Raw genomic sequence first — 26,577 nt, 5'->3', positions numbered from 1 at the left:
CTTGCCAATGGTGCAGCGCCTGCGAAAGATCAGCCGATGCGAAACGACAGCCGCCTTTCCCGAATGCTGCATGTGCTGCTCCACATGGCGCGACATGACGGCCCGATGACCTCGGAGGCGATCGGCACGATGCTGGGGACCAATCCGGTCGTCGTTCGCCGCACATTGGCGGGGCTGCGCGATGCGGGCTATGTCCGGTCGGACAAAGGGCATGGCGGCGGCTGGGTCATTGCGTGCGACCTCGAGCGCGTGTCGCTTCTCGATGTCTATCGTGCGGTTGGTGGTCCCCGGCTATTTGCGATCGGGAACGAGCATTCCAATCCAGACTGTGCGATCGAGCAACTCGTCAACGCAGCGGTGGACGATGTCCTTCGCGATGCCGAAGCATTGCTGGTCGAGCGGCTGGGTGCGGTGAGCCTCGCAGACCTGAGCAAAGGGCTCGACGCGCGCTGCGCAGGCGATCCCAGGTGGCAGCTCGAACGGGTTGGCCGCTAAAGCTCTCTTCTTGTCGCAATTCCGGCTGCTCCGGCCAATGCCGAGAAGTGAAGCGTCTTCTTGCCATGGGGCATTCAGCGAGGCGCGCCATTCGTCCGCAGGGATCGCACGAAATCGATCACGGCCAGCACCACGACGCAGACAACGATGATGATGAGCGGAATGGCCTTGATCCAGACCAGCAGGATTCCAAGAAATGCGATCATGAGCGCGAGGCCGATGAGTCCGGTGATCAGATTGGTCATCGCACTTTCCTTTTCTCCGCGCCGGGAGCCGAGTTCGATCCGGCGCTCGGGGCGTTGCGCCGACCGCTACCACGCGTGCGCCCGATGGTCCTGATCAGCCAGTGCGCCGTGCGCAAGAGGCGGGCGTCGTTGCCGCGGCGGCCGACGAGCTGGACGCCCAGCGGAAGGCCCGTTTCCGAGCGCATCAAGGGCAGGCTGATGGCGGGAACGCCGAGATAGGTCCAGAGCGAGCAGAAGACCGGATTGCCCGTCGTTTCGATTCCGGGCGCCGCGCCCGGCGCGGCGGGCGTCAGGATGGCGTCGTATTCATCGAGAACGTGGTCCAGGGCCTGGTTGAGCGGCGCAATCCCGGCCAGAGCGTTGCAATAATCCGCCGCAAGATGCGCGCGGCCGCGCTCGATCGCCTGGCGCAGACGCGTGCTCAGCCTGTCGCCGCCTCGCTGGTCATCGCGCCGCAAATTGTGCGCCATATCAACTTCCATGATGATGCGGTGCATGTCGACGGCCCCGTTGAAGCTCGGCCCAAGCTCGACTTCGCTGCACGCTTCGCCCAGGGCGTCGACGAGCTCGGCAAAGGCTTCACGCGTCTCAGGCTCGGCCTGATCCCAGACCGGAGAGCGCACGAAGGCAAATCGCGGCGGCAACGGCGGCTCGCTCGCCGCGACCGCAGAGAATGGCGGGCGCGCAACAGGCCGGGTGTCCGGATCCTCCGGGTCGAAGTCGACCATGACCTCCGCCAGCAGGGCCGCGTCCTCGACGCTGCGCCCGAACACGCCGACATGGTCGAGCGTGCGCGACAATTGGAGCGCGCCGCTGCGTGGAATGAGGCCATGCGTGGGCTTGAAGCCGACCACGCCGCAGAAGGCGGCAGGACGGATCACCGAGCCGTTGGTCTGCGAGCCGATGGCACCCGGCACCATCAGCGCCGCGACGGCCGCGGCGGAGCCCGAGGACGATCCGCCGGGGGTGTGATTTGGGTTGTGCGGATTTCGGGTCTTGCCCGGATTGTAGTACGCGTACTCGGTCGTCACCGTCTTGCCGAGGATCACCGCTCCAGCCGTCCGCAGACGCGCCACGGCCGCCGCATCGCGCCGCGGCGTGCGTCCGGCCCACAGCTCTGATCCGAATTCCGTCGGCATGTCGCCGGTGTCGAAGATATCCTTGATGCCCACGGGCACGCCATGCAGCGGGCCTGTGGCCTTGCCGTGCTTGCGATGATCGTCGGCCGCCTCGGCCTGCCGCATCGCGTGGTCGCGATCGAGAAACGCCCACGCCTGGATATCGCGATCGACCTCATCGATGCGCCTGAGGCAGTCGCCGACGAGCTCCACCGAGCTGAGCCGGCCGTCGCGGATGCCGGCCGCGGCGTCCGCGAGGCCGAGCGCGTTGAGACTCATGCGCAGCCTCTCGTCGGTTTGCCGGGCGTGCTCATCGCGATCCATAGAGATAGCTCGGCAGCCACAATGCGATCCCCGGGAAGATGTAGACCAGTGCCATGGTGAGGAAGACCAGGCCGACGAACGGAAGCGCGCCGGAGAAAATGTCGGTCAGCTTCACCTCGGGCGGCGCCACGCCCTTCAGATAGAAGGCCGCCATCGCGACCGGCGGCGTGTTGAACGCGGTCTGCGTGTTCAGTGCCACCAGAATGCCGAAGAAGATCGGATCGATGCCGTATTGCGGAAGCAGCGGCAGGAAGATCGGCACAAAGATGATGATGATCTCGGTCCATTCCAGCGGCCAGCCGAGCAGAAAGATGATCAGCTGGGTCAGCAGCAGGAACTGGATCGGCGAAAGGTTCATCGAGGTGAAGAACTGCTCGACCACCGATTGTCCGCCAAGGACGGCAAACACCGCCGAAAACGTCCAGGATCCAATGAAGAGGTAGCAGACCATCGCCGTGGCGCGCACGGTCAGATACACGGATTCGCGTATCATCTCGTAGTTGAGCGAACGATAGGCTGCCGCCAGCACGATGCTCATGAGGGCTCCCACCGCGGCCGCTTCCGAGGGCGTCGCGAGCCCAAACAGGATCGCGCCGAGCACCGAAACGATCAGCAACGCGAGCGGCAGGAACGACGTGGCAAGCGCCCAGATGACCTTCGAGGTCGGCACGTCGGTCTGCTCGCGCGGCAGCTTCGGCGCGAGCGCGGGATTGATGATCGCGCGTGTCATCGCGTAGAGCACGTAGAGGCCGGCCAGCAAGAACCCCGGAAAGAACGCCGCCGCATAAAGCTTGACCGCCGAGACGCCGGCGGTCGCTGCATAGACGATCAAGAGAATGCTCGGCGGAATCAGGATGCCGAGGCAGCCGCCGGCGCAGACGACGCCCGCCGACAGCTTGGCGTCATAGCCGGCTCGCAGCATCGCCGGCAACGCCAGCAGACCCATCAGCGTGACGACGGCACCGACGATGCCGGTGGCGGTCGCGAACATGGCGCAGGTGATCAGCGTGGCCACGGCAAGCGCGCCCGGCACGTTCTTCATCGACAGCTGCAGCGAGTAGAACAGGCGGTCGAGGATGTTTGCGCGCTCGATCAAATAGCCCATGAACAGGAACAGGGGAACCGCCACCAGCACGTCGCTGGATGTGACCTCGAACGTCTTCTGCACCAGAAGCGTGAAGATACGGTTCTGAAAGAAGTCCTGACCGGGGGTGTAGTAGGCGTAATAGCCGAACGAGACGCCCATCGCCATCAGCGTGAAGGCGATCGGGAAGCCGAGCATGATGATGAAGATGAAGAGGCCCAGCATCAGCATGCCGAGTTGAGGATCGGTCATGCGCCTGGTCCCTTCTCACTCTGCGGCTCAGCCGCGTGCTGCTGATGTTCGCGGATGACGAGGCTCTCGGTCTCCTCCACGTCGTGCAGGCGCTGCGGCCATCGACCGGTGCGGATGCACAGCACGCAGCGGATGATCTCGGCGACCCCTTGCAGGAACAGAAGGAAGCCGGTGAGCGGGATCAGCGCCTTCAGCGGAAATACCGGCACGCCGGCCGGACTGAAGATGCTGACTTCGCGGAAGCGCACCGACATCTGGGCGTAGTTCCAGCCCGAATACATCAGCGCCGCGATCGCCGGCAGAAAGAAGAGGATATACAGGACGAGGTCCATCGTCGCCTGGGTGCGCGGGGACCAGAGGCGGTAGACCACGTCGGCGCGGACATGGCCGTTTCGCGAGAGCGTGTACGCGCCGGCCATCAGGAACATCGCGCCGTAGGTGATGTAGCTAATGTCGAAAGCCCAGGTGGTCGGCGCACGCAGCACGTAGCGCACGAACACCTCGTAGCTGACTCCCAGGGTGAGAACGAGGATCAGCCAGGCGAACGCCTTGCCCACCCACGTGCTGAGCTCATCGATGAAGAACAGGAATTTCGTCATGCGAGCTGAACTCGCTGCGAGCAGTCCATCCGGATGTCCCCCTCCAACTCGTGGGCGGCGCTTCAATTGCGCCGCCCTCGCGATAAGACCTGACGCGATCCCCCGCGACAGCCGTCAGACCTTGAGCACGCCCGGGAAGTGATGCTCGAAGGCGCCGCGGTAGTCCGTCGCGTTGTTCATGTTGTAGTAAACCACGCGGCGCACCCATTCCTTCTGCGAATCCATCACCTTCTTCATGAACGGATCCGAGCCGAGCTGGGCGATCAGACCGTCCCACGCCTTGATCTGCGCGTCGAACACAGACTTCGGTGTGCGCTGGACGTTGACCTTGTCCTTGTTGATCAGCTCCTGCAGGTCCTTCGAATAATAATCCATGGCCTTCCATTCGTTGGCGGAGGACACGGCTTCGGCGGCGTATTGCAGGATCGCCTGCTGCTCCTTTGGCAGCGCGTTCAATTTCGTCCGGTTGAACATGATCTCGAAATATTCCGTCGCCTGATGATGGCTGCCCATCATGTAGTTCTTGGCGACATCCTGCGCGCCGAAGCGCCGGTCCGAGGTCGGATTGTTGAACTCGAACCCGTCGATCACGCCGCGCTCCATCGCGGGTACGATCTCCCCGCCGGGCAGCTGCGCGACCGATGCGCCCATCGCCTGGAAGAGATCGGCGGCCAGACCCACCGTGCGATACTTCAAGCCCTTGAGATCGGCGTCGCTGGTGATCGGCTTCTTGAACCAGCCGAGCGGCTGGGTCGGCATCGGCATGGCGAAGAAGCTCTTGATGTTGACGTTCATGATCTTGGTTTGGAGCTCCTCGAACAGCTCCTTGCCGCCGCCGTTGTGGATCCAGCCAAGGCCTTCGTTGGCGTTGAAGCCGAACACCGGGCCGGTGCCGAACAGCGAGGCGGCCTTGTGCTTGCCGTACCAGTACACCGTCACCGTGTGTGCCGCGTCGATCTGGCCGCCATGAACGCCGTCGAAGACCTGGAACGGATGCACGACCGAGCCGCCGACGAGATAGTCAATGCGCAGCCGGCCTCCGGCCATATCGTTGACGCGCTTCACATAATCTTCGGCCATCTCGTTGAAGACATCGGCCTTGCCCCACGAGCCCTGCATCTTCAGGGTCGCTGTCTGCGCCCGGCTGACTTGCGGCATGGCGATGGTGGCAGCGCCGGCCGCGCCGGCGGTCAGCAGGAATTTGCGACGAGTTGTTCTGGTCTTTTCAGACTTTGCAGTCATGGACGTCCTCCCTGGCGGCCTGGTTATTCAAACGCGCTTCAATGCGCTTGTCGTTGTTTAACCGCTGGAGGTATGCCGCATTCCAGCGACTTTGATCACAGTTTGGACGCATTGCCGGCATCCGACAAGCCCCGCTGTCGTATTATTGGTCTTAGACGTTCGACTCCAGGCAGTTCGATATTCACGCGCCTGTCGCGGCGCAGCAAAGATGCAGCCGGACCTCAGCCAGTGGGCCGCGTCCAGCCCAGCCGGACGCATTGCTCAAATCGAGGCAGTGCGGCGCCGATACAGCGTCGTGTGTCCTTGGCCAACCCTATTGCCGCGGTGCGAGGACAACGATCTCGACGAGACGGTCAAAGAAAACTGCGTGCTTTTCTGAATATTTCTGGACCATATCGCTCAAATAGGAGCGATCACCGAGGTGATGACGCAGTGCCGCGTAAGGGTTTGCGCGGTCCGTCTCACAGAGCGCGACGCGTCCCAATCTCTCGTCAATGATGGCAATGGCATCAGCCGCCTTCAGCATGTCGGCAAGCAGCGTATCCGCCTGGACGCCTGTGCGATGGTCGTGCCCGGCGATCGCTTGCTGAGCCGCGACGGGTATGTTGTCGCCAAGCCAACTGACCGTCACGAGACCATGCTGGCTCCAGTCGCCGGATGTATGGAAGTAATCGAGATCATGGCATAGGCCAACGATCTCCCAAAGATCAGCGGAGGCGGAGAAGTTCGGCGCAAGCTCCCGCATGATGTGGGCGACAAGCCGGGAGTGAGTGGCACTAGGTGTGTCGCCCAAGTGTTGTTTGACCAAGAGGTCTGCATCAACGACCCCCAGCATACGTCCCCTCCGGTCGGCCCAAGACATTCTGTTTCCCGCCCCAAGTGTGCGACAGGACGACCAGTGTTCGTCAAGGGATTGCGACGTCCGAAATCCGTCGATCGCGGGAGTCCCGCCTGACGGCTCGGACCTGCCGACGGCCGGGGTTTGAACGCCTTGGGCGGCCGGGCGCATGACAGGAGCGGGTATCGGCCGAGCCGGATTCCGTACCCCGCCGGGCTTCCCCTAACGCCCCGTATAGCCTATGACGCTGCAACGCAAAAATCCCCCAAAAATGACCTTATGATCCGCCTCGACAACGTCAGCAAGCAAGCCGGCCACCAGATCCTGTTCATCGAAGCCTCCGCGGCTCTCAACAAGGGCGAGAAGATCGGTCTCGTCGGGCCGAACGGCGCCGGCAAGAGCACGCTGTTCCGGATGATCGCCGGCGAGGAACTGCCCGACGAGGGGCAGGTCTCGACCGATCGCGGCATCACCATCGGCTATTTCAACCAGGATGTCGGCGAGATGTCTGGCCGCAGCGCCGTGGCTGAGGTGATGAATGGCGCGGGCCCCGTCAGCGAGGTCGCGGCCGAGCTGCGCGAGCTCGAGGCCGCCATGGCCGACCCCGACAAGGCCGACCAGATGGACGAGATCATCGCCCGCTATGGCGAGGTGCAGCACCGGTTCGAGGAGCTCGACGGTTATGCGCTCGACGGCCGTGCGCGCGAGGCGCTGGCGGGGCTCGGTTTCAGCCAGGAGATGATGGACGGCGACGTCGGCAAGCTATCCGGCGGCTGGAAGATGCGCGTGGCGCTGGCGCGTATTCTTTTGATGCGGCCCGACGTGATGCTGCTCGACGAGCCGAGCAACCATCTCGATCTGGAAAGCCTGATCTGGCTGGAGAAATTCCTGCACGATTACGAAGGCACGCTGCTGATGACCTCGCACGACCGCGAGTTCATCAACCGCGTGATCTCCAAGGTGATCGAGATCGATTCCGGCTCGCTCACCACCTACACCGGCGATTACGAATTCTACGAGCAGCAGCGGGCGCAGAACGAGAAGCAGCAGCAGGCGCAGTTCGAGCGCCAGCAGGCGATGCTCGCCAAGGAGATCAAGTTCATCGAGCGCTTCAAGGCGCGCGCCTCGCATGCGGCCCAGGTGCAGAGCCGGGTCAAGAAGCTCGACAAGATCGAGCGGGTCGAGCCGCCGCGGCGCCGCCAGAGCGTGGCGTTCGACTTCCTGCCGGCGCCGCGCTCGGGCGAGGACGTCGTGGCGCTCAAGAACGTGCACAAGGGCTATGGCTCAAAGCGCATCTATGACGGGCTCGACTTCATGATCCGCCGGAAGGAGCGCTGGTGCGTGATGGGCGTCAATGGCGCCGGCAAGTCGACGCTGCTCAAGCTGGTTGCCGGTGCGAGCGAGCCGGACGAGGGCACCGTGGCGCTCGGAGGCAGCGTCAAGATGGGCTATTTCGCCCAGCACGCGATGGATCTGCTCGACGGCGAGCGCACCGTGTTCCAGTCGCTGGAGGACGCGTTTCCGACGGCGGGGCAGGGCTCCTTGCGCGCGCTCGCCGGCTGCTTCGGCTTCTCCGGCGACGACGTGGAGAAGCGCTGCCGCGTGCTCTCGGGCGGCGAGAAGGCGCGCCTCGTCATGGCCAAGATGCTGTTCGATCCACCGAACTTTCTGGTGCTGGACGAGCCCACCAACCATCTCGACCTCGCCACCAAGGAGATGCTGATCAACGCGCTGTCGGATTTCGAGGGCACCATGCTGTTCGTCTCGCACGACCGGCATTTTTTGGCGACGCTATCGAACCGCGTGCTGGAGCTGACGCCAGAGGGCATCCACCAATATGGCGGCGGCTACACCGAATATGTCGCGCGCACCGGCCAGGAGGCGCCGGGGTTGCGGAGCTAGTCATTGCTCTTGCCCGTCAGTCTGGCGACGGTCTCGATTTCGTTGGTCCAAATGCCGCCGGAATAGCTTTGCGGGAGGAGGGCGAGCAATTCCGCCGTGTCGACACCGGTAGAGAACCCGCCGCCGCTGTAGGGGCCGAGCACGAACACGGCGCTGTTGACACCATTCATGCGTGCGAGGAAGCGATCGGGCCAGCCCCAAAGCCAGGGGGTGACGTTGATTGGTACCAGCACCATCGCGTTGCGGCAGGCCTTCGGGACTAGGCCTGTCCAGCCGTAGCCGATGTAGCGGGCCAGGCAGCTTCGGATGGCTGCGCGCGAGATCGTGCGGACATCCGGGACGAGGCGACGGATCACGTCGATGGGCTCGTCGCCGCCATAGACCATGATGGTGCTGCGCCGCCCGGCCGGCAACGTGGCCAGCACGCCGGCAAGTTTCTCGCCTTCGTCCGGGTCCCGGCTCTTCACGTTGATGAGCAGCTGCTTGTCGGGGAAGGCGGCGAACACCTCCGACAATGTCGGCATCATGCCGACGCCCTTGCCGCGGAACGGGAAGGTCTTGCCGCCGTCGGCGGTGTAGCCGTAGCCGATATCGAGCGTCTTCAGCTTTGCCATGCTCTGCGCGCGGGTGACGCCGAGGCCGTCGGTCCGGCAGTCGAGCGTCCAGTCATGGAAGACGGCGAACTCGCCGTCAGTGGTCGGGTGCACGTCGAGCTCGACGATGTCGGCACCGGCCGCGAAGCTCGCGTGCATCGAGCGCAGCGTGTTTTCGAGGTAGTCGTGCGCCGGCGGCAGCATCCGCGCGGCCGTGCAGGTGTCGTTCTTCAGGTCGCGCTCGTCGAACCGCTGCGCGATGCCGCGATGGGCGAGGAGCACCGGCTTGCCGCCCGGGTGCGGCGCCAGAAGACTTGTGTTGTTGATGGAAACGCCAGCTGCGACGGCGATCATGATCGCCGCGGTCACTTTCAGTTTTCTGCCCACCTGACATTCCTCATTCCATAATCATCATCCTCAGCGTTTGAGGTCGATTTGCGGCAACCCCGCTCGGCGTCTTGAATGCCCCGTATCCGTTCGTTACGCTTCGCAAAATGGGAGCGAACAACCATGAAGCAGCTGCGGATCGGCGACATCACCATCGATGCGGTGATCGAGCGGGAGGGGCCGTGGCGGCGGCCGCAGGACTTTTTCCCGGCCTATGACAAAGGCGTCTTCAAGCGCCATCTGCCGACGATGGAGCCGGAGGTGTTCGATGCCGCGCGCGGCATGATGGTGATCACCTACCAGACCTTCGTGGTCCGCACGCCGCGTTACACCATCCTTGTCGACACCTGCACCGGTGAGGACAAGGGCCATCCGCCGCCATTCGATTTCCCCGGCAAGGCGCGCTGGCGCAACGAGCTGTTTGCGCTCGGCATCGGCTTCGAGCAGATCGACTACGTGTTCTGCACGCATCTGCACATCGACCATACCGGATGGAACACGACCCTGCGCGACGGCCGTTGGGTGCCGACGTTCCCGAATGCGAAATATGTCTTCCACAAGGGCGAGTATGCGGCCTGGGAAGCCGAGCATGCCAAGGGCAACAATCCGCCTGGCACCGTCTTTCGCGACAATTGCCAGCCGGTCGCCGAGGCCGGGCAGGCGCTGCTCGTCGACGACGATTACGCGCTCGACGACACCGTGACGCTCACGCCGACGCCGGGGCATTCACCGTGCCATTGTTGCGTGAACATTTTTTCGAAGGGCCAGCGCGCCGTGGTCGCGGGCGACCTCATGCACCACCAGATCCAGTGTCGTGAGCCGGATTGGTCGGCGAAGCCGGATTGGGATGCGAAGCAGTCGGCGGTGTCGCGACGAAAGTTCTTCGCTTCTGTTGCCGACACCGACACGCTGATCCTGCCGATCCATTTTCCGACGCCGACGGTTGGCCTGATCAAGCCGTTCGGCGCCGCGTTCGATTATCGTTTCAAGCGCGAGTAGGCTCTAATAGGCGTAGAACATCCGCTGAATGTCCTTGGTATCGGTCGTCTTGGTCAACGCCAGCATCAGCAAGATGCGCGCCTTCTGGGGATTGAGCGTATCCGAGACGACGAAGTCGTGTTCATCGTCCTTGGCCTCGCCATTGCGCGCGACAATGCCGTTGCCGACGCGGCTGCCGCGAACGATCACCACGCCCTTCTTGCGGGCATCGTCGAGCGCCGGCTCGACCGCCGGGCGGGCCAGGCTGCCGTCACCCACGCCGGCATGCACGACCCCCTTGGCACCGGCGGCAACAAAAGCGTCGATCGCGACCCGGTTCATGTTGGCGTAGCCGTAGACGATGTCGACCTGCGGTAGGACATCGAGCTTGGATACGTCGAATTCGGAATCCGCCGTGTGCCGGCGGGTCGTTTGGCGATAGAAATACGGCTTGTTGCCCTGCATGTAGCCGAGAAAGCCGAGCTCAGGCGTGCGAAAGGTGTCTGCCGTGGACGTGTTGTTCTTGGTGACGTCGCGCGCGGCGTTGATCTGATCGTTGAGGGCGACGAGTACGCCCTTGCCCACGGCTTCTTCACTGCCTGCGAGGATCACCGCATTGAAGAGATTGATCGGGCCGTCCGCGCTGATCGCGGTCGATGGCCGCATCGCGCCGACGACGACCACAGGCTTCTTGCTCTTGACGACCAGATTGAGGAAATAGCTGGTTTCCTCGATCGTATCGGTCCCGTGTGTGATCACGATCCCGTCCACATCGTCCTGCGCGAGGAGCGTATTGACGCGCTTGGCGAGCTTCAGCCAATAATCATTGTTCATATTCTCGCTGGCGATCTGGAAGACCTGCTCCCCCTTGACGTTGGCCACGGTTTTCAACTCGGGGACGGCGTTCAAGAGGGTCTCGATGCCCACCGTGGCCGCGGTATACCCGATGACGGTGGTGCTGCTCGCCCCGCTGCCGGCGATCGTGCCGCCGGTTGCGAGAACCATGACGTTGGGCAGGCCGGGGCTTCTCGCGTTGGCAACGTCAACGATCATGAGCAGCGCAAAGAGCACGCTCATTATCGCCATCATGTGATCACGCACGCGGAACTGCAACATCTGTCCATCCTTTGCTGGAGCCTCGTTGATGCGCCCCGGTTCGCTCAGCGCCGCATCATCTGTCAGCCGCTGCGTTCTGTCCAGGGTCGCGGCGCGTTTGCTTTACACGCTCGGCGCGTGTTGGAAACTGGCGGTGGGGAGGCACCAAAAAGCAAATGGCCGGGACATTCTCGCGCGAAGACGCGCTTCTGCCCGGCCATGACGGCATTTCGCTTGTGGCTTTGCTGAAAAAGCCGGGAACGGACTGCGCGTTACGCGCTGGTCTCGCACTTCTTCATGAAGCTGTTCTTGGCGGCGCCGGCGAGCGGCTTGCCGTCGGCGCTGACGGCCTTGGGCGCGCAGGCGTCTTCCTTGCACTTCTTCAGGAACGAGGTCTTGGCGGCGCCGGCCAGCGGCTTGCCGTCCTTGCCGACGGCCTTGCTCTCGCAGGTTTCTTGCGCAAGGGCCGAGCCCGCTGCGAAGGTGGCAACGATCGCAGCGAGGAAAATTCGCTTCATCATGGGGGTCTCCTGAACCAGAAATAGTCGGGAGATTGGAGCCGGGAATCGTGGCGCAATCAAGCAGGATGAGCACTGGGCCGCCCGGTCGCCCGCTGATTTTTGCGCGCCAGCTCGGAGGATGTCGCCTCTGTTGCAGTGCTCGCTGACCGCATCGGGCGATCCTGCTAGCGTCGGTCCCTTGAGATGGAGAGGAAGCATCGTGATGGACGCCGCGATCCCGCATGACCAGGCAGCCGATCGGCATTCCCACCTGGTTCGACCCCAAGACATGGATTGGCAGAAGACGCGCTTTCCGGGCTGCGAGGCCAAGACTCTACTGTTCGATCGCCGTACGGGGCTGATGACCGCCTTGATGCGTTTTGCGCCAGGATCGGTGCTGCCCGATCACGAGCATGTCGGCATCGAGCAGAGCTGGGTCATCGAAGGTGCGCTCGTCGACAAGGAGGGTCCGGCCAGGGGCATTGCCTGCAAGGCCGGCGAATTCATCTGGCGCGAGGCGGGGAGCCGGCACGCCGCCTGGTGCCCCGACGGCGCATTGATCCTGGCGATCTTCCAGGTGCCGAACAAGTTTTTCGAGGCCGACGGCCGCGTGGTCGATGCCGCTGGCCAGGACTGGGACGAGACCTGGGGGCACACCGCGGCGCAGCGGGCGCAGAGCGCCTGATCGCCTTCACGCGCCGCGCATCAGCAGCGCCTTGAAGTCGGCCCGCGCGCGCTGCGCTTCGGCGCGCGCGACGTCGGAGGCGTCGCCCATGCCGAAATAGCCATGGATCAGGCCGGGACCCTCATGGTGCTTGACCTTCACGCCGGCGGCCTCCAGCGCGCGCGCATAGGCGGCGCCTTCGTCGCGTAGGGGATCGAACCATGCGGTGGTCACGACCGCGGGCGCGACGCCGGCCAAGGAGGCAGCCCGCAGCGGCGAGACGCGCCAGTCGCCGGCGTGCGCGGGATCGGCGAGATAATGGCCGCAAAACCATTCCATCGTCGCCCGCGTCAGGAAGTAGCCCTCGGCGTTCTCGCTGCGCGAGGGATAGCGCGCGTTCTCGCGCGCATCGGCATAAGCGCCGACGACGTCGGTGACCGGATAGACCAGCAGTTGCGCGGCGAGCTTGATGCCGGCCTCCCGGCAGGCGATCGCGCTCGTCGCTGCGAGATTACCGCCGGCGCTGTCGCCGGCAACGCCGAAGCGCGTTGCGTCACCGCCAAATTCCGCGACGCGGCCAAACACGTCGCTGACCGCGGCGAAAGCATCCTCGAAGGCGCCGGGAAAGCGTGTCTCGGGCGGGCGGCGATAGTCGACGGAGACGACGACCGCGCCGGTCTCGATTGCAAGGTTGCGCGCCTGCCGGTCGTGGGTTTCGAGATCGCCCGCAACCCAGCCGCCGCCGTGGAAGAACACCACGGTCGGTGCCGGCGCGGCGCCCATCCGGTAGACCCGTGCGGGAAGCAGACTGGCGCCGCCTTTCACCCTGATGTCCTCGACGCTATCGACCGGCGGCGGCGGAATGGCGGCACGCGAGGCAGCGAGTGCGCGCAAGGAATCACGGGCGCTCTGTGGCGTCATGACCGTGGGATCGCGCATCGGCATAAGCGGAATGATCTGGGCGATGACGGGATCGAGCGGTGCGGCCATGGGCTTTCCTCACAGGGTTCTTGGTCTTGCTTGGTCATTAGCATAGGTTTTGCGGGCCGCATCGGCAACCGGCGTGCGTCGCGAGGCCGGACGAACGGGCAGGGAGGTTCACGAGGTGGAATTCCAGACGCTGGTCCAGTCGCGCCGCAGCGTGCGTGGTTTCAAGAACGAGCCGGTGCCGCGCGCGGTGATCGAGGCGATCATCGAGAGCGCCAAGCGCGCGCCCTCGTCGATGAACACCCAGCCCTGGCATGTCCATGTGCTCACGGGTCATCCGCTGGAGGAGGTGCGTCGCCGCAACATGGCGGAGATGGCCGGCGGCGCCAAGGTCAAGCGCGACATCATCAGCCACGGCGAATACCAGGGCGTGCATCGCACCCGGCAGGTCGACATCGCCAAGAAGCTGTTCGGCGCGATGGGAATCGCACGCGACGACAAGCCGATGCGGCAGGACTGGGTGCTGCGCGGCTTCCGCCAGTTCGACGCGCCGGTCTCGCTGGTGCTGACCTATGACCGCGTGCTTGATCCCGGCGCGGTCTGCCACTTCGATCTCGGCGCGCTCTGCTACGGCATCGTGCTCGCGGCGTGGGACCGCGGGCTCGGCTCGGTCATCAACGGGCAGGGCATCATGCGCTCCGACATCGTGCGCGAGGTCGCCGAGATTCCGGAGGACGAGGTCGTCATGACCTGTGTCGCGATGGGCTATCCCGACGACGGCTTTGCCGCGAACGCCGTGCGCTCGGACCGCGAGCACAACCACCAGTTCGTGCGTTACGTGGGTTTTGCCGATTAGCACGAGCAAGAGGAGATTATTCTCTGGCGGAAAATTTTTGGTGCGGTGTCGCGAGTGGCCTCTTGCAATCTCGAAGTCGCGGGAGGAACAATATGCGGACTGAGAGGTTTGTTGCTGGCGCGAGGGAATTGATATGCGGCGGCTGGCTAGCCTGGTTCGGCGGTTGTTTGGTCCACGACTGCGGCACAAGATCGATGATGATCCAAGTCTTCCTTTCACACCCGAAGAGTTCGGCCGGCTGATTCGCAGCGGCCGGCACGAGGACATGAAGCTGCTGGCCGACGGGCTGGCCTGCCGCTCCATCCCGCGCCGCGCCAGCCATCGTGCGACGCATTAGGCTGCGCTCGAGACGGGTCACAGCGCTCACCGCGTGAGCGCGACCTGCTTGAACGAGCGGACGAGCGCCTTCTCCAGCTTGTCTGTCATCCCGCACAGAACGTCGTAGGCCTCCGCGCGCGGCATGGTCGGCTTGTAGTGCCGGTGCTCGATCAGGGCTGCGAAGATGTCCGAGATCGTTAGAATCCTGACGATATCGCCGATGCTCTCGGCGCAGAGCGCATCGGGATAGCCGCTCCCGTCGAGGTACTCGTGATGATGGCGGACGGCATCGAGAATCTCCGGCGAGATCCCGGCATGGTCCTTGAGAAACGCATAGCCGGCGGCGGGATGCGTTTCGATCAGCGCGCGCTCGGCGGCATCGAGGCGGCCCGGCTTGTCGAGGATGGCGAGCGGAATCTGCGCCTTGCCGATGTCATGGAACATGGCCGCCGAGTAGAGACGTTCCAGGTCGGCCCTGCCCACGCCGAGGCTCAGTCCGAAGTCGATGGCGACCCCGGTGACGAGCAGGCAATGCTGATAGGTTCCTTCGTGGTGCCGCCGCACCGTCATGAGCCACTCCGTCAGGCCATGCCGGGTGATGCGATCGGCGATCTGGCGCCCCGCTTCCTTGGTGGCGTTGACGTCAAGCGGCTGGCCCAGGGTGACGGAGGTAAACATGGATGCGATCGCGGTCGCGGCGGTCTCGACGGCATTGTCGGACTGCGCGGTCGCGCGCGACGCAGCCGAGAGCGGATCAGCCGGATCAGTGAGCGCCGCCAGCAACCTCGCCCGGTTGATCGTGCCCGGCAGGACCAGCGTCGCTCCGAGCGCATAGGCCTGCGAGATGCCGACGTGGGAGGTATGCTCCAGCAGGAAGATCCGTTTCTTCGCTTTTGCGAGCTTGCCCGCCCGCTTCTTGATCGCCGCGATGTTGTCGACATCGCGAAGCTCGGCGCGAATGATGATCGCGAACGGCACCTCTGACAGCCTGGCCTCGGCATCCAGCCGCTCGCCCGCGACGGCGAAGCGTTGCTCGAGGAGCGAGCACACACCGGCCAGCTTGTCGGACGTGTCCGCCAGCACATGCACGAACGGGCGCGGCGCTGCAGCGACCGCGACGCCGCCAAGGCTGGTGGGCTTGAGTGTGGTTTGCGCGTTCTGCACGGATATGCCCCGGAATAGCGCGGGCTCCAATCGATAGGTTGAATTCTCGGTCTATTTGGCCTGATCGGAGCTCTGCGCTGCGGCAGCCGGCGTAATCCCCTGCTTCTTCTTGCTTTGTGCGGTGACGAAGTGGATGCCAGCGGTGGTGCCGTCGATCCAGACCAGCTCACAGCGCCGGTAGGCCAAGCCCGTCGACGACAGCAGCATGAAGAATTCCTTGGCCTGGAGCACATCCAGCGTGCCCTCGACCTCGACCTTCGCGCCCGTCTGCGAGACGTCGAGCAGGACGCAGCTGCGCCGCCAGGTGCCGTCGGATCCCATGAGATTGACCGGCTGCCTGTGGTCCATCTTCACGCGAAACGCTTTGCGACCGTCGAACTTCATCGGCTAACCCCCATCTTTTTTGCGTCGCGATGTCCCCGACCGCACTCCTTGGCGTTTGCGGCAATTTCGCCCCACCGCACCGTCCACTGGCTGGTCGACAGCAGCAGCGTCTCGAAAATGTGCTGCGCGCGTTCGCGCTCGGCGAAAGAAAGCCGTGTGCCGCTGCGGTTGCTCAGGATGGCGAGCGTGGTCTGCCAGTTCAGCCGCGAGGCGCGGCAGGCCATGACGAGACCCTCGCAATCCTCGTCGGTCATGACATGTTCGACGATCTCGATGGGAGCGCCCGAAAGCACCGATAGCGCGGTGATGAGGTTGGCGGTCTCGCCGCGGATGGCGAAGCGGTTCACCGTGGAATCGTTCAGCTTGCCGATGCGGCTGAGTGCAACGATCTCCGGTCGCGCGATCGCATAGGCCGCCGCGGAGGGTAGCTTGGCGGCAATGGGTGCGGCTGTTGCGGCTCGAAGCGAGACGGTGGCATTCAGGCCGATGCCGGATTTCGGCGCCGGTGAGGCCGACAGCAACTTCCGCATGACTGTGTCGGGCGTGTCGGGCCTGAGCGCCAGTGCCTTGGTGAGTTCGTCATCCACCAGGCACTTCTCAACCAGCGCAACGTAAGCGGCTTCGGAGAATGTTGCCTCGCTGTTGCCGATCAGCGCAAGACAAACGCTGGAAGTGCCACCCTTGATCAGCGTCTCCATCACCCGTGGATCGATCGGCGCGCGGCCGGCGATGGCACATTGCTGCCGTACGCCGCTCGCGGCTGCGATCAGTGTGAGATCGGCCGTGGACAATGACTGCGAGCGGAGCAAAACGGGGCAGGCGACTTCCGGATCGCGGTGCGAGGCGAGACGTCGCACGGTGTCCGGCGGAGCTACTTTGAGCTCTGCGAGCGCCGCGCTGACATCGATCAGCGTGCTGGCCTCAACCCGCTCGATCAGTCGCAGCAGGACGCCGTCGACCACATCGGCGAGCAATTCCTGGGATCGACCGCGGCTGCTTGTGAGCAGTTGCAAAAGGCCGAAGAGGATGCGGGCGCACCGGTCCAGCGGACACGTTGCGACCGCGTTCTCCAATTCGGCCAGATTGTCGGCAGGCGAATTTGCCGTCATGGCAGGAGCCTGAAATGAAATAAATTGCACAATCAAACGACGGTTATTCCGCCGCAAAGGCGTTAATTTGAATCTTATATGGCAACCGCTTCGGTATTGGCGCACCGCCTCAATCGCAGGAAACGCTATCGAAATTCGGCGAGACAGGGTTGTCCCGGATTGTTCTTTCAACCGGCCCGTCTCCAATTGATCAGGGCACGTTAGGATCGATTCTAACGAAATAACCGAAGGAGGCAGCGAACGGCACCCCGCGGCCGGACGCACATTCAGAGCGGCGCGGCATTTTTCGTATTTCCATGAACAGCATTGACGATGTGCCGAGGTCGGCACTCAAGACATTTCGTTTTTCAGACGTCGACGAATTTCGAAACGCCATACGCGGGCTGAATTTCGAATTCACCCCTTTTGTGCGGAAGATTTCGGCTGAGCAGACGATCCTGGCCCTCCCAGGCTGCGACGTGAACTTGACGCGCGCGTTTCCGCGGGTGGTCGACGCACAACTCGTGGAGAATTGCACGGCGATCGGCTTCACGATGGACGATCTCAATGTGCCAATTCGCTTCAACGGCTCGCAACGGGCGCGACCCGTCGTGGTCATCGGCAGCGGCGGGGCGGCCTACACCACCATCGAGGAGGTGCAGCGGCAAATCGCCTCGGTGATTTTCCGGCCCGAGGTGAAGGATCGTGGCTGGCCGCCCACGCTCTCGAGCTTCAAGATTTTTGAAATCTCCACGGCCGGCTTGCAGCGGTTGCGCGGCGTGGTTAGGGAGGTGCTGGCCGAGGCGGCCGGGCCGATTTCGGCACCGGAGCTCTTGTTGAAGGGCGCGGCGATGAAGGAGTCCCTGCTCGGAGCCGTTGACGAGGCCTTTGCGACGATCGTTCCGGCCCGCTGGACCTTTGCACCCAACGACGGACGGAATTTCAGGATCTTCCAGGATATCCGCGCGCTGCTGTCTGACGACCTGTCGGAGCCGATTTACAGCGATGAGATCGCGCGCAAGCTGGGGCTGTCCGTTCGGACCATGCACGACGTCGTGCGCCGCTATCGCGGCATGAGCCTGCACCGCTATTTGCGTCTGCATCGGCTGTGGCTGGTGCGTCGGCGGCTTCTCGCCGGGGCCGATAGCGTCAAGGCGGTCGCGCTGGCGTATGGCTTCTGGCATCTCAGCGATTTCTCAAGAAGTTACCGTGACCAGTTCGGCGAGACGCCGTCGCAAACACTGGGCCGTGGTCGCGGAAGGTAGTGCGACAAATCGGGTAGGGCTGGACGCCGGTTTCGTGCTACCGTCCGGCCATGAGCAATCGCATTCTCGTTCTCTACGGTTCTTACCGTTCCGACCGCATGGGCATCCGCCTTGCGAATTTCGTCATCAACCGGCTGCGCGGCCGCGGCGAGGACGTCGAATTCATCGACGCCAAGGCGATCGGGCTGCCGATGCTGGACCGCATGTACAAGGAACATCCCAAGGGCTCGGCGCCGGAGGCGCTGGAGAAGCTGGCCGGGCAGATCCGCGGCGCCGACGGATTCGTCTTCGTCACCGGCGAGTACAATTGGGGCATGCAGCCCGGGCTGAAGAACCTCACCGACCATTTCCTGGAGGAATGGTTCTGGCGCCCGGCCGCGATCGCGAGCTATTCGGCCGGCCGGCTGTCCGGTGCACGCGCGGCGACCGCCTGGCACGGCACGCTCTCGGAGATGGGCATGGTGGTGGTATCGAGCACCATCGGTGTCGGCCCGATCGCGCAGACGCTGTCGGAAGCCGGCGAGCCGATCGGCGATGGCGGCAAGGCCCTGGAGCGCTCGTTCCCGCGCTTCGCCGACGATCTGACCTGGTGGATCGAGGCGGCGAAAGCGCAGCGCGCGCGCAAGGCGCCGCCGTATTGAGATCGCGTAGCCTGGATGGAGCGACAGCGTAATCCAGGGTCCCGCGCGTCAACGGCACTGTCCCGGATTGCGCTGCGCTCCATCCGGGCTGCGAATCGGCGTCCTACGCCGCCCGGACCTCACCGAGGAAGCGCTCGAACTGGCCGGCGAGATCGCGCGACTGGGTCGAGAGCTGCTCGGCCGCGCCCAGCACCTCTCTTGCCGCGGCGCCGGTGTCGTCGGCGGCGCGCTGCACGCCGGAGATGTTGCTGTTGACCTCCTGGGTGCCGCGGGCAGCCTCCTGAACGCTGCGGGCGATCTCCTTGGTCGCCGAGCCCTGTTCCTCGATCGCCGCGGCGATGGCGGTGCCGATCTGGTCGATCTCGGCGATGACGTCGGCGACGTTGCGGATTGCCGCCACCGTCTCGTCGCTCGCGGTCTGGATCGCGGTGATCTGCTCGGAGATCTCGGTCGTGGCCTTGGCGGTCTGCCCGGCCAGCGACTTCACTTCGGAGGCGACCACGGCAAAGCCGCGGCCGGCCTCGCCGGCGCGGGCGGCTTCGATGGTCGCATTTAGCGCAAGCAGGTTGGTCTGCTCGGCGATGCTCTGGATCAGCGTCACGACGTCGCCGATCTTCTGGGCGCCCTCGGCGAGCGTCCGCGCGGTGTCGCCGGTGCGGCGGGCATTGTCGACGGCACGGGCCGCGATCTCGGTGCTTTGGGCGACCTGACGCCCGATCTCCGCGATCGAGGAGGTCAGCTCTTCGGTGGCGCTAGCGACCGTCTGCACGTTGGTCGAGGTCTGTTCGGAGGCGGCGGCGACCACGGCGGCCTGGCTGTTGGTCTGCGCCGCCGTCGAGGTCATCGACTGCGCGGTGCTTTCCATTGCAGCAGAGGCCCGCGACAGGCCGCCGACCAGCTCGGTCACCTTGGCCTCGAAGGCGCGGGTGAGATCGTCGAGCGCTTGGGCGCGGCGCATCTTGCCGTCGTTCTCGGCCTGCTTCTCGGTCGCGAGCCGATCGGCCCGGATCATGTTGTCCTTGAACACCTGAACGGCCGCGGCCATCGCGCCGATCTCGTCGGAGCGCTCGGCGCCCGGAATGCTCTCCGCAACCTCGCCGTCGGCGAGCCGCGACATGCGCGTCGTCAGGCCGACGATCGGCGCGCAGACGCGGCGGCGAACCGTCACGATGAGGCCGGCGCTGGCGATCAGCACGGCGACAAGGCCGACGAGCGCGATCGTGAAGCTGGTGTGCGCGGCCGACGAAGCGCCGGCGAGAATCTGCTCGGCGTTGTCGTAGAAGGCGTCGCGGACGCCGATGATGGTGCCGAGGCCGCGCTGCGTGGCGGCGTAATAGGTGTCCATGTCGTGTTCGTATTTGCCGGTGATCGCGCCGTCCTTCACCAGCTTGAGCTCGCGGCCGAACTCCTCGACATAGATCGCGTTGAACTTCTCCAGGGCCTCCGCGACGTTCGCCGGCGTTGTTGGATTGCCGCGCAATTCCTGCAGCGACATCACGATCTGATCGTTGCGGCCCTGCGAGCGGGCAATGTCGGCCTTCTCGGCGTCGGTCGCCGGCTTCTTTCCGCCGAGGAGATTCTTGTGCAGGCTGGAGTTGAAGCCGCCGACGTCGCGCAGCGTCATCGCGACATTGGCGTAGCTGGCCTGCCGGTAGGCGTCACCGTTCAGGATCGCCATGCGGCGGACCTGCTCGTTGAGCAGCGCTGTCACGCCGCCGTTGAGCACGGCATTGTCGGCGACGATCTTCTTGGCCGCGTCTTTGCGCGCCTCGGCGGGACCCGCCAGCGCCTTGTCGATGGCCTCGCGCAACGCGGTGAACTTCGCGTTGATGCCGTCGATGTTGCTGCCAATCGTGGTGCCGTCGTCGAACGGGCCGGGCAGCTCCTTGCGCAGCGCGTTCATCTTGTCGCGGGCGCGGTCGGTCTGCTGGCGCAGCTTGTCCTGCTCGGCCAGCAGCGCAGGGTCGATGGCCGCGGGTCCGTAGAGGATGTTGGTGGAAAAGCCGCGCTCCGGATTGAGATAGCGCGGGATGTCGCTGACCGCACGGACGATTGCGAGCCGCCCCTGCGCTTCAGTGATCCGTTCCATGGTCTGGTACTTCGTCGCGGCGACGTAGACGGCGAGGCCGCCGCCGACGGTCGAGAGCGAGACGATGGCGCTGGTCAGGAGCGTACCGATTTTCATGATCTGTCCGGCAAATAACGGAGAATTATTTCGTCCGGACGATAGGGCGGCCATGTTAATCTGCGGTTTACGCTCCCTGGCCGGCTCAGCTGTAGGTCGCGCTGACCGATCCCAGCGGACCAAAATCGGCAACGTAGGTCTCGCCAGCCTTGGGCCGGAGCATACCGGTCAGCGTGCCCGTGCTGATCGTCTGGCCGGCCTTGAGACCGATGCCGGTCCGCGACAGCTCGTTGGCAAGCCAGGCCAGCGGCACCAGCGGATGGTCAATCGCCTCTGCAGCGGAGCCGCGGCGCCTCTCGATGCCGTTGCAATTGAGGACGACATCCTGAGTGGCGACGTCGCGGCTACGCCAGTCGGCGATGGGCTCTCCGAGCACGATCGTTCCTGATCCGGAGCCGTCGGCCATGATCGCTGGCATCGGCGGAAACGCCGCATCGTGAATGAAGCGGCACTCGGCGAGCTCGATGCCGGGATGCAACGAGACGACGGCGTCGCCGACCTCGTCCACCGTATAGGGCTTCGCGCGCGGCGGCAGATCGGCGCCGAGACGCGCCTGGAACTCGACTTCGGGGATCGGGCTGCATTGTCTGGCATGCTCGACGCTGGCGGGCGAACTCTTGATCAGGGGCGCGAACACCCGCCCATAGATCGGCGCGGAGATGCGAAGCTGACGCTGGAGCCCGGACTTCATGCCCGCGATCTTCCAGCCGACGACATCCCAGCCGAGTTCTTCTTCCACCATCTGCGCGACTTGGTACGCCGTGTCCGCATCCGGTGGGACCAGCCGTTCGTCGAGGCCGCTCTGTTGCCGACCCTCGCGACGCAAATCGGCGAGCTGACGGGCGAGTTCGCGTTGCCGGGATAAGTCCATTGCGCGTCTCCAATCTATTTTTTTCTGCAGGCGAGGGCGGTTGCGAGGACGATCTCCAGTTCCTCCTGAACCTGATCGAGCGCGTCGGCGCGGCGGCTGGCGCGACACATCGCGACCGTGCCTTCGATCGAGGCGACGACGAGCGTTGCAAGCCGCTCGGCGCGCTCGGCAGCCAGTCCTTCGCGCAACAAGGCTGCCAGCATGATCCGCCGCCAATCGGCGAACACGCCTTCGGCGAGATCGAGCAGGTGCTGCTGCGCGGCCGCGTCGTCTTTGTCACTGGGCTCACCGACATAGCGATCGACCGCCACGGCGAGCACGGGGCAGCCGGCCTCGAAGCCGGTTGCCTCCAACTGGCGGCGCCATGATGCGACAAAAGCCTTGAGGCCGCCGATCACGCCGCGTTCGTTCATGGCTTTCTCCAGAGGAATGGATACCTGCCGGCCGGCGAAGGTCACGGCTTCGGCGATCAATTGCGGCTTGCCGTCGGGGAAGTGGTGGCTGATCGAGCCGCGCGGCGTCGCTGTGTGGCGGACCACGTCGCGCATGCTGGTGGCGTTGACGCCGCGGCGGCTCATCAGGTCGGCGGCGCCGGCGATCATCCTGTCGCGTGTGGTGGCAGTCATCGGGAATCCTGCAATTGGCCATCTCCATCTAGACTATGACACTTGACATAAGCAAGTCGTGCTGAGATATGACGAGTGTCATATTCATGGAGAGGTGCCGATTTGACCATCATTACCGTCACCGCACCGGCCGGACGGCTCGGCCTGCCGCAGCGCCGGCAGCTTGCGGAAAGCCTGACCGACGCCGTGCTCGAGCCGGAGGTCGGCCAGAAGGCGCCGGCGGCCCGAATGGGGTTCCAGGTGCATTTCCACGACCTTCCGCCCGACAGCATGGCGATCGGCGGCCGGTTGCTGTGCGACCAGGACAAGCCGCGCGACATCATCACCGTCAATATCGCCGTCATGAACGCGGCCTGGCCGGCGGAGGTGCGCGCCGAGGTGTCCGCAACGTGCTGGCGCGGCTTGCGGAGGCCTGCGGCATGCCGGCGCCGTCGCCGACCTGGTGGGTCAATTTCGAGATCATCGATGAGGGAAGCTGGGGATCGCGCGGCGGGGTGCTCTCGATCCTTCAGCTGCTGGATTCCGGCGTGTTCACGCCGGCCCGGATCGAGGCGATCCGCGCGGCGCTTCAGCAGCCGGCCTGACTTGCTGCCAACACCAACAATCGGGAGACGAGCACATGAGCGAAGGTCAGATCGGCACCGAGGTGCACGGCCACGTCCTCAAGATCATCATCGCCAACGCCGCGAAGAAGAACGCGTTCACGCCTGCGATGATGGAGCAATTGTCCGATGCACTCACCGAATTGCACCACAACGAGGCCTATCGCGTCGGCGTGGTCTGCGCCGAGGGCGGGGATTTCACTGCAGGTCTCGATATGCCCAAATTCTTCGGTCCCGCCGCGGAGAAGCGCAACATCAAGGACGGCAATGTCGACCCGTTCGGGCTCAATAAGCGCTGCCGCAAGCCCATCGTGACGGCCGTGCAGGGTATCGTCTACACCATCGGCATCGAGCTGATGCTCGCCGGTGACATCGTGGTTGCGGCCGATGATTCACGCTTCTGCCAGATGGAGGCGAGGCGCGGCATCGCACCGCTGGGCGGCGCGCATTTCCGCTTCCTGTCGCGGGCCGGCTGGGGCGATGCGATGTATCATCTGTTCCTCTGCGACGAGTTTTCGGCGCAGCGCGCGCATACGATCGGCCTCGTCCAGGAGGTCGTGCCTGCAGGCGAGCAGATCGAGCGGGCGATGACGCTCGCCGCCATGATCGCGCGCAATGCGCCACTCGGCATCCAGGTGACCAAGGAAGCGGCGGCGAACTATGTCGAAGCTGGCGAAGCGGCTGCGATTGCCTACATCCCGAAAATTCGCGATCGCGTGCTCGGCAGTGCCGATGCCAAGGAGGGCATCCAATCCTTCATCGAGCGTCGCGCGGCCGTCTTCCAAGGACGCTGATCGGCGCCTGCTAATGCCGAGCCTGATCCAGCTTTTCGAGGATCTCCAGCGTGGCGCCGTCGCGTTCGCCTGCGAAATATCGGGCGAGCGCCTGATCGAAGAGGGGCTCGTCGGAGACCGCGCCGAACAGCGTCATCGACGAGCGGAATTTGGCGTCATCCGGCGCGCCGAGGATCGCGTTGATGGTCCGGCCCTCGACCGCGAGCACCAGCCTGGTGCATTCGATCAGCCGGCCGCCCAGGATGGGGTGGACGAGATAGGCCTCGGCCTCCGCGCGGGAGCCGATGGCATAGCGCTGCGACATGGCGCTGGCGCCGAGACCTGCGACCTGGGGGAAGATGAACCACATCCAGTGAGTCTGCTTCCGGCCCCTAGCCAGCTCGCCCAAGATGTCGCCGTAGACCGGGTCTTGGGCCCGGACAAAGCGAGCGAGATCGAACGGATCGGTCATTGGATACCGTGGGGGATACCTTTGGAGGGCCTTGGCGGCCCCGATTATGCCTAACTTTTGGCTCCCAATGTGGTAGCTGGTATAGAGTCTCTCCGGGTGGGGGTGGGTAAGCCCCCGGGGGTCGATTTGGGGATCTGATGGTTTCCGACGCAGCACACGCCGAGAGGCTGTTGTCGCGCCGCCGTATCGGGCGGGCTGAAACGATTCTGCTGTCTGTGGCCGCGATGGCGCTGGCGCTCGGCGCCGCAGCGTGGGTCGCCGATATCAGCGATTCGACCCCGCTGGTCTCCGCGGCGTTGCCGCCGGCCAATGCCCCCTCATTCGAGGACCGTTTCGCCTCGGCCTCGGCCGGCCCGTCGCCGCGCGAGCTTGGTCTGCGGGTGCTGGAGCGCTCCGCGGTGAATGCGGCCCAGCTCAAGCTGCGGGATGCCAAGGCGATGCTGGCCCAGAAGCTCCAGGGCGACGACTGGCGCTCGATCCTGACCGAGGACGACCGGTACATGACCGAGGAGGCGAGGCGCTCGCAGCGCGCCGACGCCATCCCCATGCCGCGCGCGCGTCCGGTCCAGGCGGACTTCTCCGCTCAGATCGCCTCCAGCCAGGCCTATGCGGACACCAATCTCAGGGTCGACAACCGCAATTTCTTCGAAAAATTCACCGACAAGATCAAGCTGGCCTCGCTGACGCCCGGCGACGGCCTGCTTGGCAGGGGGCCGGACCTCGCCGCTCTCGGCTACGATTCGCGCACCGCGGTCTACGACATCTCGGCCAAGGCGGTTTACCTGCCGAGCGGCGTGGCGCTGGAAGCCCATTCCGGCCTGGGCGCGCTGATGGACAATCCTGACCATGTCGACCGGCGGATGGTCGGCGCGACGCCGCCGGCGATCTACGATCTGAAGCCGCGCGAAAAGCCGTTCCACGGCGTCCGTGCGCTGCGCATGACCCCGGTCGAAGGCACCAGCGCGCTCGGCCGCGTCGGGCTGCTCACGCACAATTACCTGCTCGGGCCGCGCGGCGATTCCAACGGCTGCGTCTCGATCAAGGACTATGATCGGTTCATCAAGGCCTACGACAATGGCGAGTTCAACCGCCTGGTCGTGGTGCCGAGTCTGCGCGGCGCGGCGACCGCCTCGCAGCGCGCGAGCACCGATTCCTGATATTTCGCCTGCGACGGCGGGGCTGCCGTTTCCCCTTCGTTAAGCCGTCCTCGTCCAGAAGCAGCCCATGAGCGATCCATCCAATTCCGAGACCCCGCTGCGCACGACGTTCAAGATCAAGCTGAACGGCGACACGCTGGCGATCGCGACCGTCGGTCAGGCCTATCAATTCCTGACCAACTTCAAATCGGTCGAGTGGATGGAATTTCGCTCGCTGCACGAGGACGCCGTCGCGGCCCTGGAAGGCGCCGCCAGTAACGCCATGCTGGCGGTGCAGGCAACCAACGCCGTGCGCGCGCTGTTCGTCAGCGCCAAGCTGCTCTGAGAGAATCTCTCCCTCTGGCCTGATCCGTCGCCCTCGAACCCACTGCAAGGCGGGTGCGACGAAGGCTTGCGCGTCCGCGCCAGGGAGAGGGAATATGAAATTGGCAGAATTCATTGCAGGCATCGACGTTGGCGCGGAGCAACCAACCGAAGCCGCGCTCACCGCCTTCGAGACGTCCATCGGCTGTCGCTTGCCGGACGACTATCGCCGCTTCCTGCTTGCCTGCGCCGGCGGCTATCATGAGGGGGGCGCCGACTTCAACTCGCCGCATGGGGACTGGGCGGGTTCGGTGCAGGAGGTGCTGGGATTGCGGACCGACGAGTGCTCGCTGGTGCAGACGCGCCAGACGCCGCAATGGCCGACCGTCGATGAGCTGTTGTGGATCATGAGCGATCACGGCGGCAACCCGATCTGCATGACGATCGACAAGGCCCATTTCGGCAAGATCTGGTTCATGGACCACGAGATGGCCGAATACGAAAAGCCCTGGACACTGGCGCAGGCGATGTCCGATCAATGGGGCTATGTCCTGCCGCTAGCACCGACGTTCAGCGATTTCATCGCCGGCCTGTACGAGGAAGCAGCGGCCGCCTGAGGCGAGGCTGGG

The 26,577-nt window shown here is 64.5% G+C and carries 30 protein-coding genes; 13 read left to right on the top strand and 17 right to left on the bottom strand.

Features of this window, described 5'->3' with window-relative positions; genetic code table 11:
- Positions 1 to 36 precede the first annotated feature (36 nt).
- Positions 37 to 495, top strand: coding sequence for an Rrf2 family transcriptional regulator (locus I6F17_RS04945; RefSeq protein WP_036000430.1), 459 nt, complete (start codon positions 37 to 39; stop codon positions 493 to 495).
- 74 nt (positions 496 to 569) lie between these two features.
- Here the strand turns inward: I6F17_RS04945 and I6F17_RS04940 are convergent, their stop codons facing one another.
- The 6 genes from I6F17_RS04940 to I6F17_RS04915 all read right to left on the bottom strand — a co-directional run bounded on the left by I6F17_RS04940 (position 570) and on the right by I6F17_RS04915 (position 6,194).
- Positions 570 to 740 carry a hypothetical protein gene (locus I6F17_RS04940; protein WP_157284651.1) on the bottom strand — a complete coding sequence of 57 codons (171 nt, stop codon included), beginning with the start codon at positions 738 to 740 and terminating at the stop codon, positions 570 to 572.
- Complete coding sequence (locus tag I6F17_RS04935; RefSeq protein WP_225128531.1) at positions 737 to 2,137, bottom strand: amidase; 1,401 nt, start codon at positions 2,135 to 2,137, stop codon at positions 737 to 739. Before I6F17_RS04935 ends, I6F17_RS04940 begins: the two co-directional genes overlap by 4 nt.
- A gap of 31 nt (positions 2,138 to 2,168) precedes the next feature.
- Positions 2,169 to 3,518, bottom strand: coding sequence for a TRAP transporter large permease subunit (locus tag I6F17_RS04930; protein WP_225128533.1), 1,350 nt, complete (start codon positions 3,516 to 3,518; stop codon positions 2,169 to 2,171).
- Positions 3,515 to 4,117, bottom strand: coding sequence for a TRAP transporter small permease subunit (locus I6F17_RS04925; RefSeq protein ID WP_025035930.1), 603 nt, complete (start codon positions 4,115 to 4,117; stop codon positions 3,515 to 3,517). Before I6F17_RS04925 ends, I6F17_RS04930 begins: the two co-directional genes overlap by 4 nt.
- Before the next feature lie 114 nt (positions 4,118 to 4,231).
- The gene (locus I6F17_RS04920) at positions 4,232 to 5,359 is read right to left on the bottom strand and encodes a TRAP transporter substrate-binding protein (protein WP_225128534.1); all 1,128 of its coding nucleotides are present in this window, start codon (positions 5,357 to 5,359) and stop codon (positions 4,232 to 4,234) included.
- Positions 5,360 to 5,672: 313 nt separating this feature from the next.
- Entirely contained in the window at positions 5,673 to 6,194 is a 522-nt protein-coding gene (locus I6F17_RS04915; protein ID WP_225128536.1) for an HD domain-containing protein, read from the bottom strand.
- A 282-nt stretch (positions 6,195 to 6,476) separates the two neighbouring features.
- Here I6F17_RS04915 and I6F17_RS04910 point away from each other — a divergent pair, with 282 nt between their 5' ends.
- Positions 6,477 to 8,099, top strand: a complete 1,623-nt coding sequence (locus I6F17_RS04910; RefSeq protein WP_225128545.1) for an ABC-F family ATP-binding cassette domain-containing protein — start codon at positions 6,477 to 6,479, stop codon at positions 8,097 to 8,099.
- Here the strand turns inward: I6F17_RS04910 and I6F17_RS04905 are convergent.
- Positions 8,096 to 9,079, bottom strand: coding sequence for a glycerophosphodiester phosphodiesterase family protein (locus I6F17_RS04905; RefSeq protein ID WP_225128548.1), 984 nt, complete (start codon positions 9,077 to 9,079; stop codon positions 8,096 to 8,098). The two genes, I6F17_RS04910 and I6F17_RS04905, sit on opposite strands and share 4 nt — an antisense overlap.
- Positions 9,080 to 9,202: 123 nt before the next feature.
- Between I6F17_RS04905 and I6F17_RS04900 the strand changes: the two genes are divergently transcribed.
- Complete coding sequence (locus tag I6F17_RS04900) at positions 9,203 to 10,078, top strand: MBL fold metallo-hydrolase (RefSeq protein WP_225128549.1); 876 nt, start codon at positions 9,203 to 9,205, stop codon at positions 10,076 to 10,078.
- 3 nt (positions 10,079 to 10,081) lie between these two features.
- On the opposite strand, the gene I6F17_RS04895 is transcribed toward I6F17_RS04900, so the two are convergent.
- Together I6F17_RS04895 and I6F17_RS04890 are read right to left on the bottom strand one after the other, a co-directional pair.
- Complete coding sequence (locus I6F17_RS04895; RefSeq protein ID WP_276573257.1) at positions 10,082 to 11,173, bottom strand: type II asparaginase; 1,092 nt, start codon at positions 11,171 to 11,173, stop codon at positions 10,082 to 10,084.
- Between the two features lie 251 nt (positions 11,174 to 11,424).
- Entirely contained in the window at positions 11,425 to 11,673 is a 249-nt protein-coding gene (locus I6F17_RS04890) for a hypothetical protein (RefSeq protein ID WP_036000331.1), read from the bottom strand.
- A 202-nt stretch (positions 11,674 to 11,875) separates the two neighbouring features.
- Here I6F17_RS04890 and I6F17_RS04885 point away from each other — a divergent pair, with 202 nt between their 5' ends.
- A complete protein-coding gene (locus tag I6F17_RS04885; RefSeq protein WP_225128551.1) occupies positions 11,876 to 12,337 on the top strand; it encodes a cupin domain-containing protein in 462 nt (153 codons plus the stop codon).
- Between the two features lie 6 nt (positions 12,338 to 12,343).
- Here the strand turns inward: I6F17_RS04885 and I6F17_RS04880 are convergent, their stop codons facing one another.
- Positions 12,344 to 13,306 (bottom strand): alpha/beta hydrolase, encoded by a 963-nt coding sequence (locus I6F17_RS04880; RefSeq protein ID WP_225128553.1) that lies wholly within the window; start codon positions 13,304 to 13,306, stop codon positions 12,344 to 12,346.
- 115 nt (positions 13,307 to 13,421) lie between these two features.
- On the opposite strand from I6F17_RS04880, the gene I6F17_RS04875 reads away from it, so the two are divergent.
- Together I6F17_RS04875 and I6F17_RS04870 are read left to right on the top strand one after the other, a co-directional pair.
- On the top strand, positions 13,422 to 14,099 hold the full coding sequence (locus I6F17_RS04875) for a nitroreductase (RefSeq protein WP_225128554.1): 678 nt from the start codon (positions 13,422 to 13,424) through the stop codon (positions 14,097 to 14,099).
- A 133-nt stretch (positions 14,100 to 14,232) separates the two neighbouring features.
- Positions 14,233 to 14,436, top strand: coding sequence for a hypothetical protein (locus tag I6F17_RS04870; RefSeq protein WP_036033815.1), 204 nt, complete (start codon positions 14,233 to 14,235; stop codon positions 14,434 to 14,436).
- A 26-nt stretch (positions 14,437 to 14,462) separates the two neighbouring features.
- Here I6F17_RS04870 and I6F17_RS04865 read toward each other — a convergent pair whose 3' ends face one another.
- Genes I6F17_RS04865 through I6F17_RS04855 form a run of 3 tightly spaced genes read right to left on the bottom strand, consistent with a single transcriptional unit; the run spans position 14,463 to position 17,074 of the window.
- Complete coding sequence (locus tag I6F17_RS04865; RefSeq protein WP_225128556.1) at positions 14,463 to 15,581, bottom strand: HD domain-containing phosphohydrolase; 1,119 nt, start codon at positions 15,579 to 15,581, stop codon at positions 14,463 to 14,465.
- Positions 15,582 to 15,632: 51 nt separating this feature from the next.
- The gene (locus I6F17_RS04860; protein WP_225128558.1) at positions 15,633 to 15,965 is read right to left on the bottom strand and encodes a PilZ domain-containing protein; all 333 of its coding nucleotides are present in this window, start codon (positions 15,963 to 15,965) and stop codon (positions 15,633 to 15,635) included.
- The gene (locus tag I6F17_RS04855; protein WP_225128653.1) at positions 15,962 to 17,074 is read right to left on the bottom strand and encodes a DUF2336 domain-containing protein; all 1,113 of its coding nucleotides are present in this window, start codon (positions 17,072 to 17,074) and stop codon (positions 15,962 to 15,964) included. Before I6F17_RS04855 ends, I6F17_RS04860 begins: the two co-directional genes overlap by 4 nt.
- Before the next feature lie 296 nt (positions 17,075 to 17,370).
- Here I6F17_RS04855 and I6F17_RS04850 point away from each other — a divergent pair, with 296 nt between their 5' ends.
- Positions 17,371 to 18,318: an AraC family transcriptional regulator gene (locus I6F17_RS04850; protein WP_225128561.1), complete on the top strand. Its 948-nt coding sequence runs from the start codon at positions 17,371 to 17,373 to the stop codon at positions 18,316 to 18,318.
- A 50-nt stretch (positions 18,319 to 18,368) separates the two neighbouring features.
- Positions 18,369 to 18,959 carry an NAD(P)H-dependent oxidoreductase gene (locus I6F17_RS04845; RefSeq protein ID WP_225128562.1) on the top strand — a complete coding sequence of 197 codons (591 nt, stop codon included), beginning with the start codon at positions 18,369 to 18,371 and terminating at the stop codon, positions 18,957 to 18,959.
- 103 nt (positions 18,960 to 19,062) lie between these two features.
- Here the strand turns inward: I6F17_RS04845 and I6F17_RS04840 are convergent, their stop codons facing one another.
- The 3 genes from I6F17_RS04840 to I6F17_RS04830 form a co-directional block, all read right to left on the bottom strand.
- Positions 19,063 to 21,144 (bottom strand): HAMP domain-containing methyl-accepting chemotaxis protein, encoded by a 2,082-nt coding sequence (locus tag I6F17_RS04840; RefSeq protein WP_225128564.1) that lies wholly within the window; start codon positions 21,142 to 21,144, stop codon positions 19,063 to 19,065.
- A gap of 85 nt (positions 21,145 to 21,229) precedes the next feature.
- Positions 21,230 to 22,015, bottom strand: coding sequence for a fumarylacetoacetate hydrolase family protein (locus I6F17_RS04835; protein ID WP_225128566.1), 786 nt, complete (start codon positions 22,013 to 22,015; stop codon positions 21,230 to 21,232).
- 14 nt (positions 22,016 to 22,029) lie between these two features.
- A complete protein-coding gene (locus I6F17_RS04830) occupies positions 22,030 to 22,617 on the bottom strand; it encodes a helix-turn-helix domain-containing protein (RefSeq protein ID WP_225128569.1) in 588 nt (195 codons plus the stop codon).
- 413 nt (positions 22,618 to 23,030) lie between these two features.
- On the opposite strand from I6F17_RS04830, the gene I6F17_RS04825 reads away from it, so the two are divergent.
- Both I6F17_RS04825 and I6F17_RS04820 read left to right on the top strand, forming a co-directional pair.
- Positions 23,031 to 23,225, top strand: a complete 195-nt coding sequence (locus tag I6F17_RS04825) for a hypothetical protein (protein WP_225128571.1) — start codon at positions 23,031 to 23,033, stop codon at positions 23,223 to 23,225.
- Positions 23,226 to 23,260: 35 nt separating this feature from the next.
- Positions 23,261 to 24,037, top strand: coding sequence for a crotonase/enoyl-CoA hydratase family protein (locus I6F17_RS04820; protein WP_225128573.1), 777 nt, complete (start codon positions 23,261 to 23,263; stop codon positions 24,035 to 24,037).
- Positions 24,038 to 24,047: 10 nt separating this feature from the next.
- Here I6F17_RS04820 and I6F17_RS04815 read toward each other — a convergent pair whose 3' ends face one another.
- Entirely contained in the window at positions 24,048 to 24,488 is a 441-nt protein-coding gene (locus I6F17_RS04815) for a DUF1810 domain-containing protein (protein WP_036033794.1), read from the bottom strand.
- Between the two features lie 206 nt (positions 24,489 to 24,694).
- Between I6F17_RS04815 and I6F17_RS04810 the strand changes: the two genes are divergently transcribed.
- The 3 genes from I6F17_RS04810 (at position 24,695) to I6F17_RS04800 (ending at position 26,565) form a co-directional block, all read left to right on the top strand.
- Positions 24,695 to 25,645: a DUF2778 domain-containing protein gene (locus I6F17_RS04810; protein WP_036000297.1), complete on the top strand. Its 951-nt coding sequence runs from the start codon at positions 24,695 to 24,697 to the stop codon at positions 25,643 to 25,645.
- Positions 25,646 to 25,712: 67 nt separating this feature from the next.
- Positions 25,713 to 25,970, top strand: a complete 258-nt coding sequence (locus tag I6F17_RS04805) for a hypothetical protein (protein ID WP_036033792.1) — start codon at positions 25,713 to 25,715, stop codon at positions 25,968 to 25,970.
- A 94-nt stretch (positions 25,971 to 26,064) separates the two neighbouring features.
- Complete coding sequence (locus tag I6F17_RS04800) at positions 26,065 to 26,565, top strand: SMI1/KNR4 family protein (RefSeq protein WP_225128575.1); 501 nt, start codon at positions 26,065 to 26,067, stop codon at positions 26,563 to 26,565.
- The last annotated feature ends 12 nt before the right edge of the window (positions 26,566 to 26,577 follow it).

Source organism: Bradyrhizobium sp. NBAIM18 (genome assembly GCF_020193825.1).
Lineage (GTDB): Bacteria > Pseudomonadota > Alphaproteobacteria > Rhizobiales > Xanthobacteraceae > Bradyrhizobium > Bradyrhizobium yuanmingense.
Note: the sequence above shows the minus strand (reverse complement) of the source record. Positions and strands in the feature narration are given on the sequence as shown.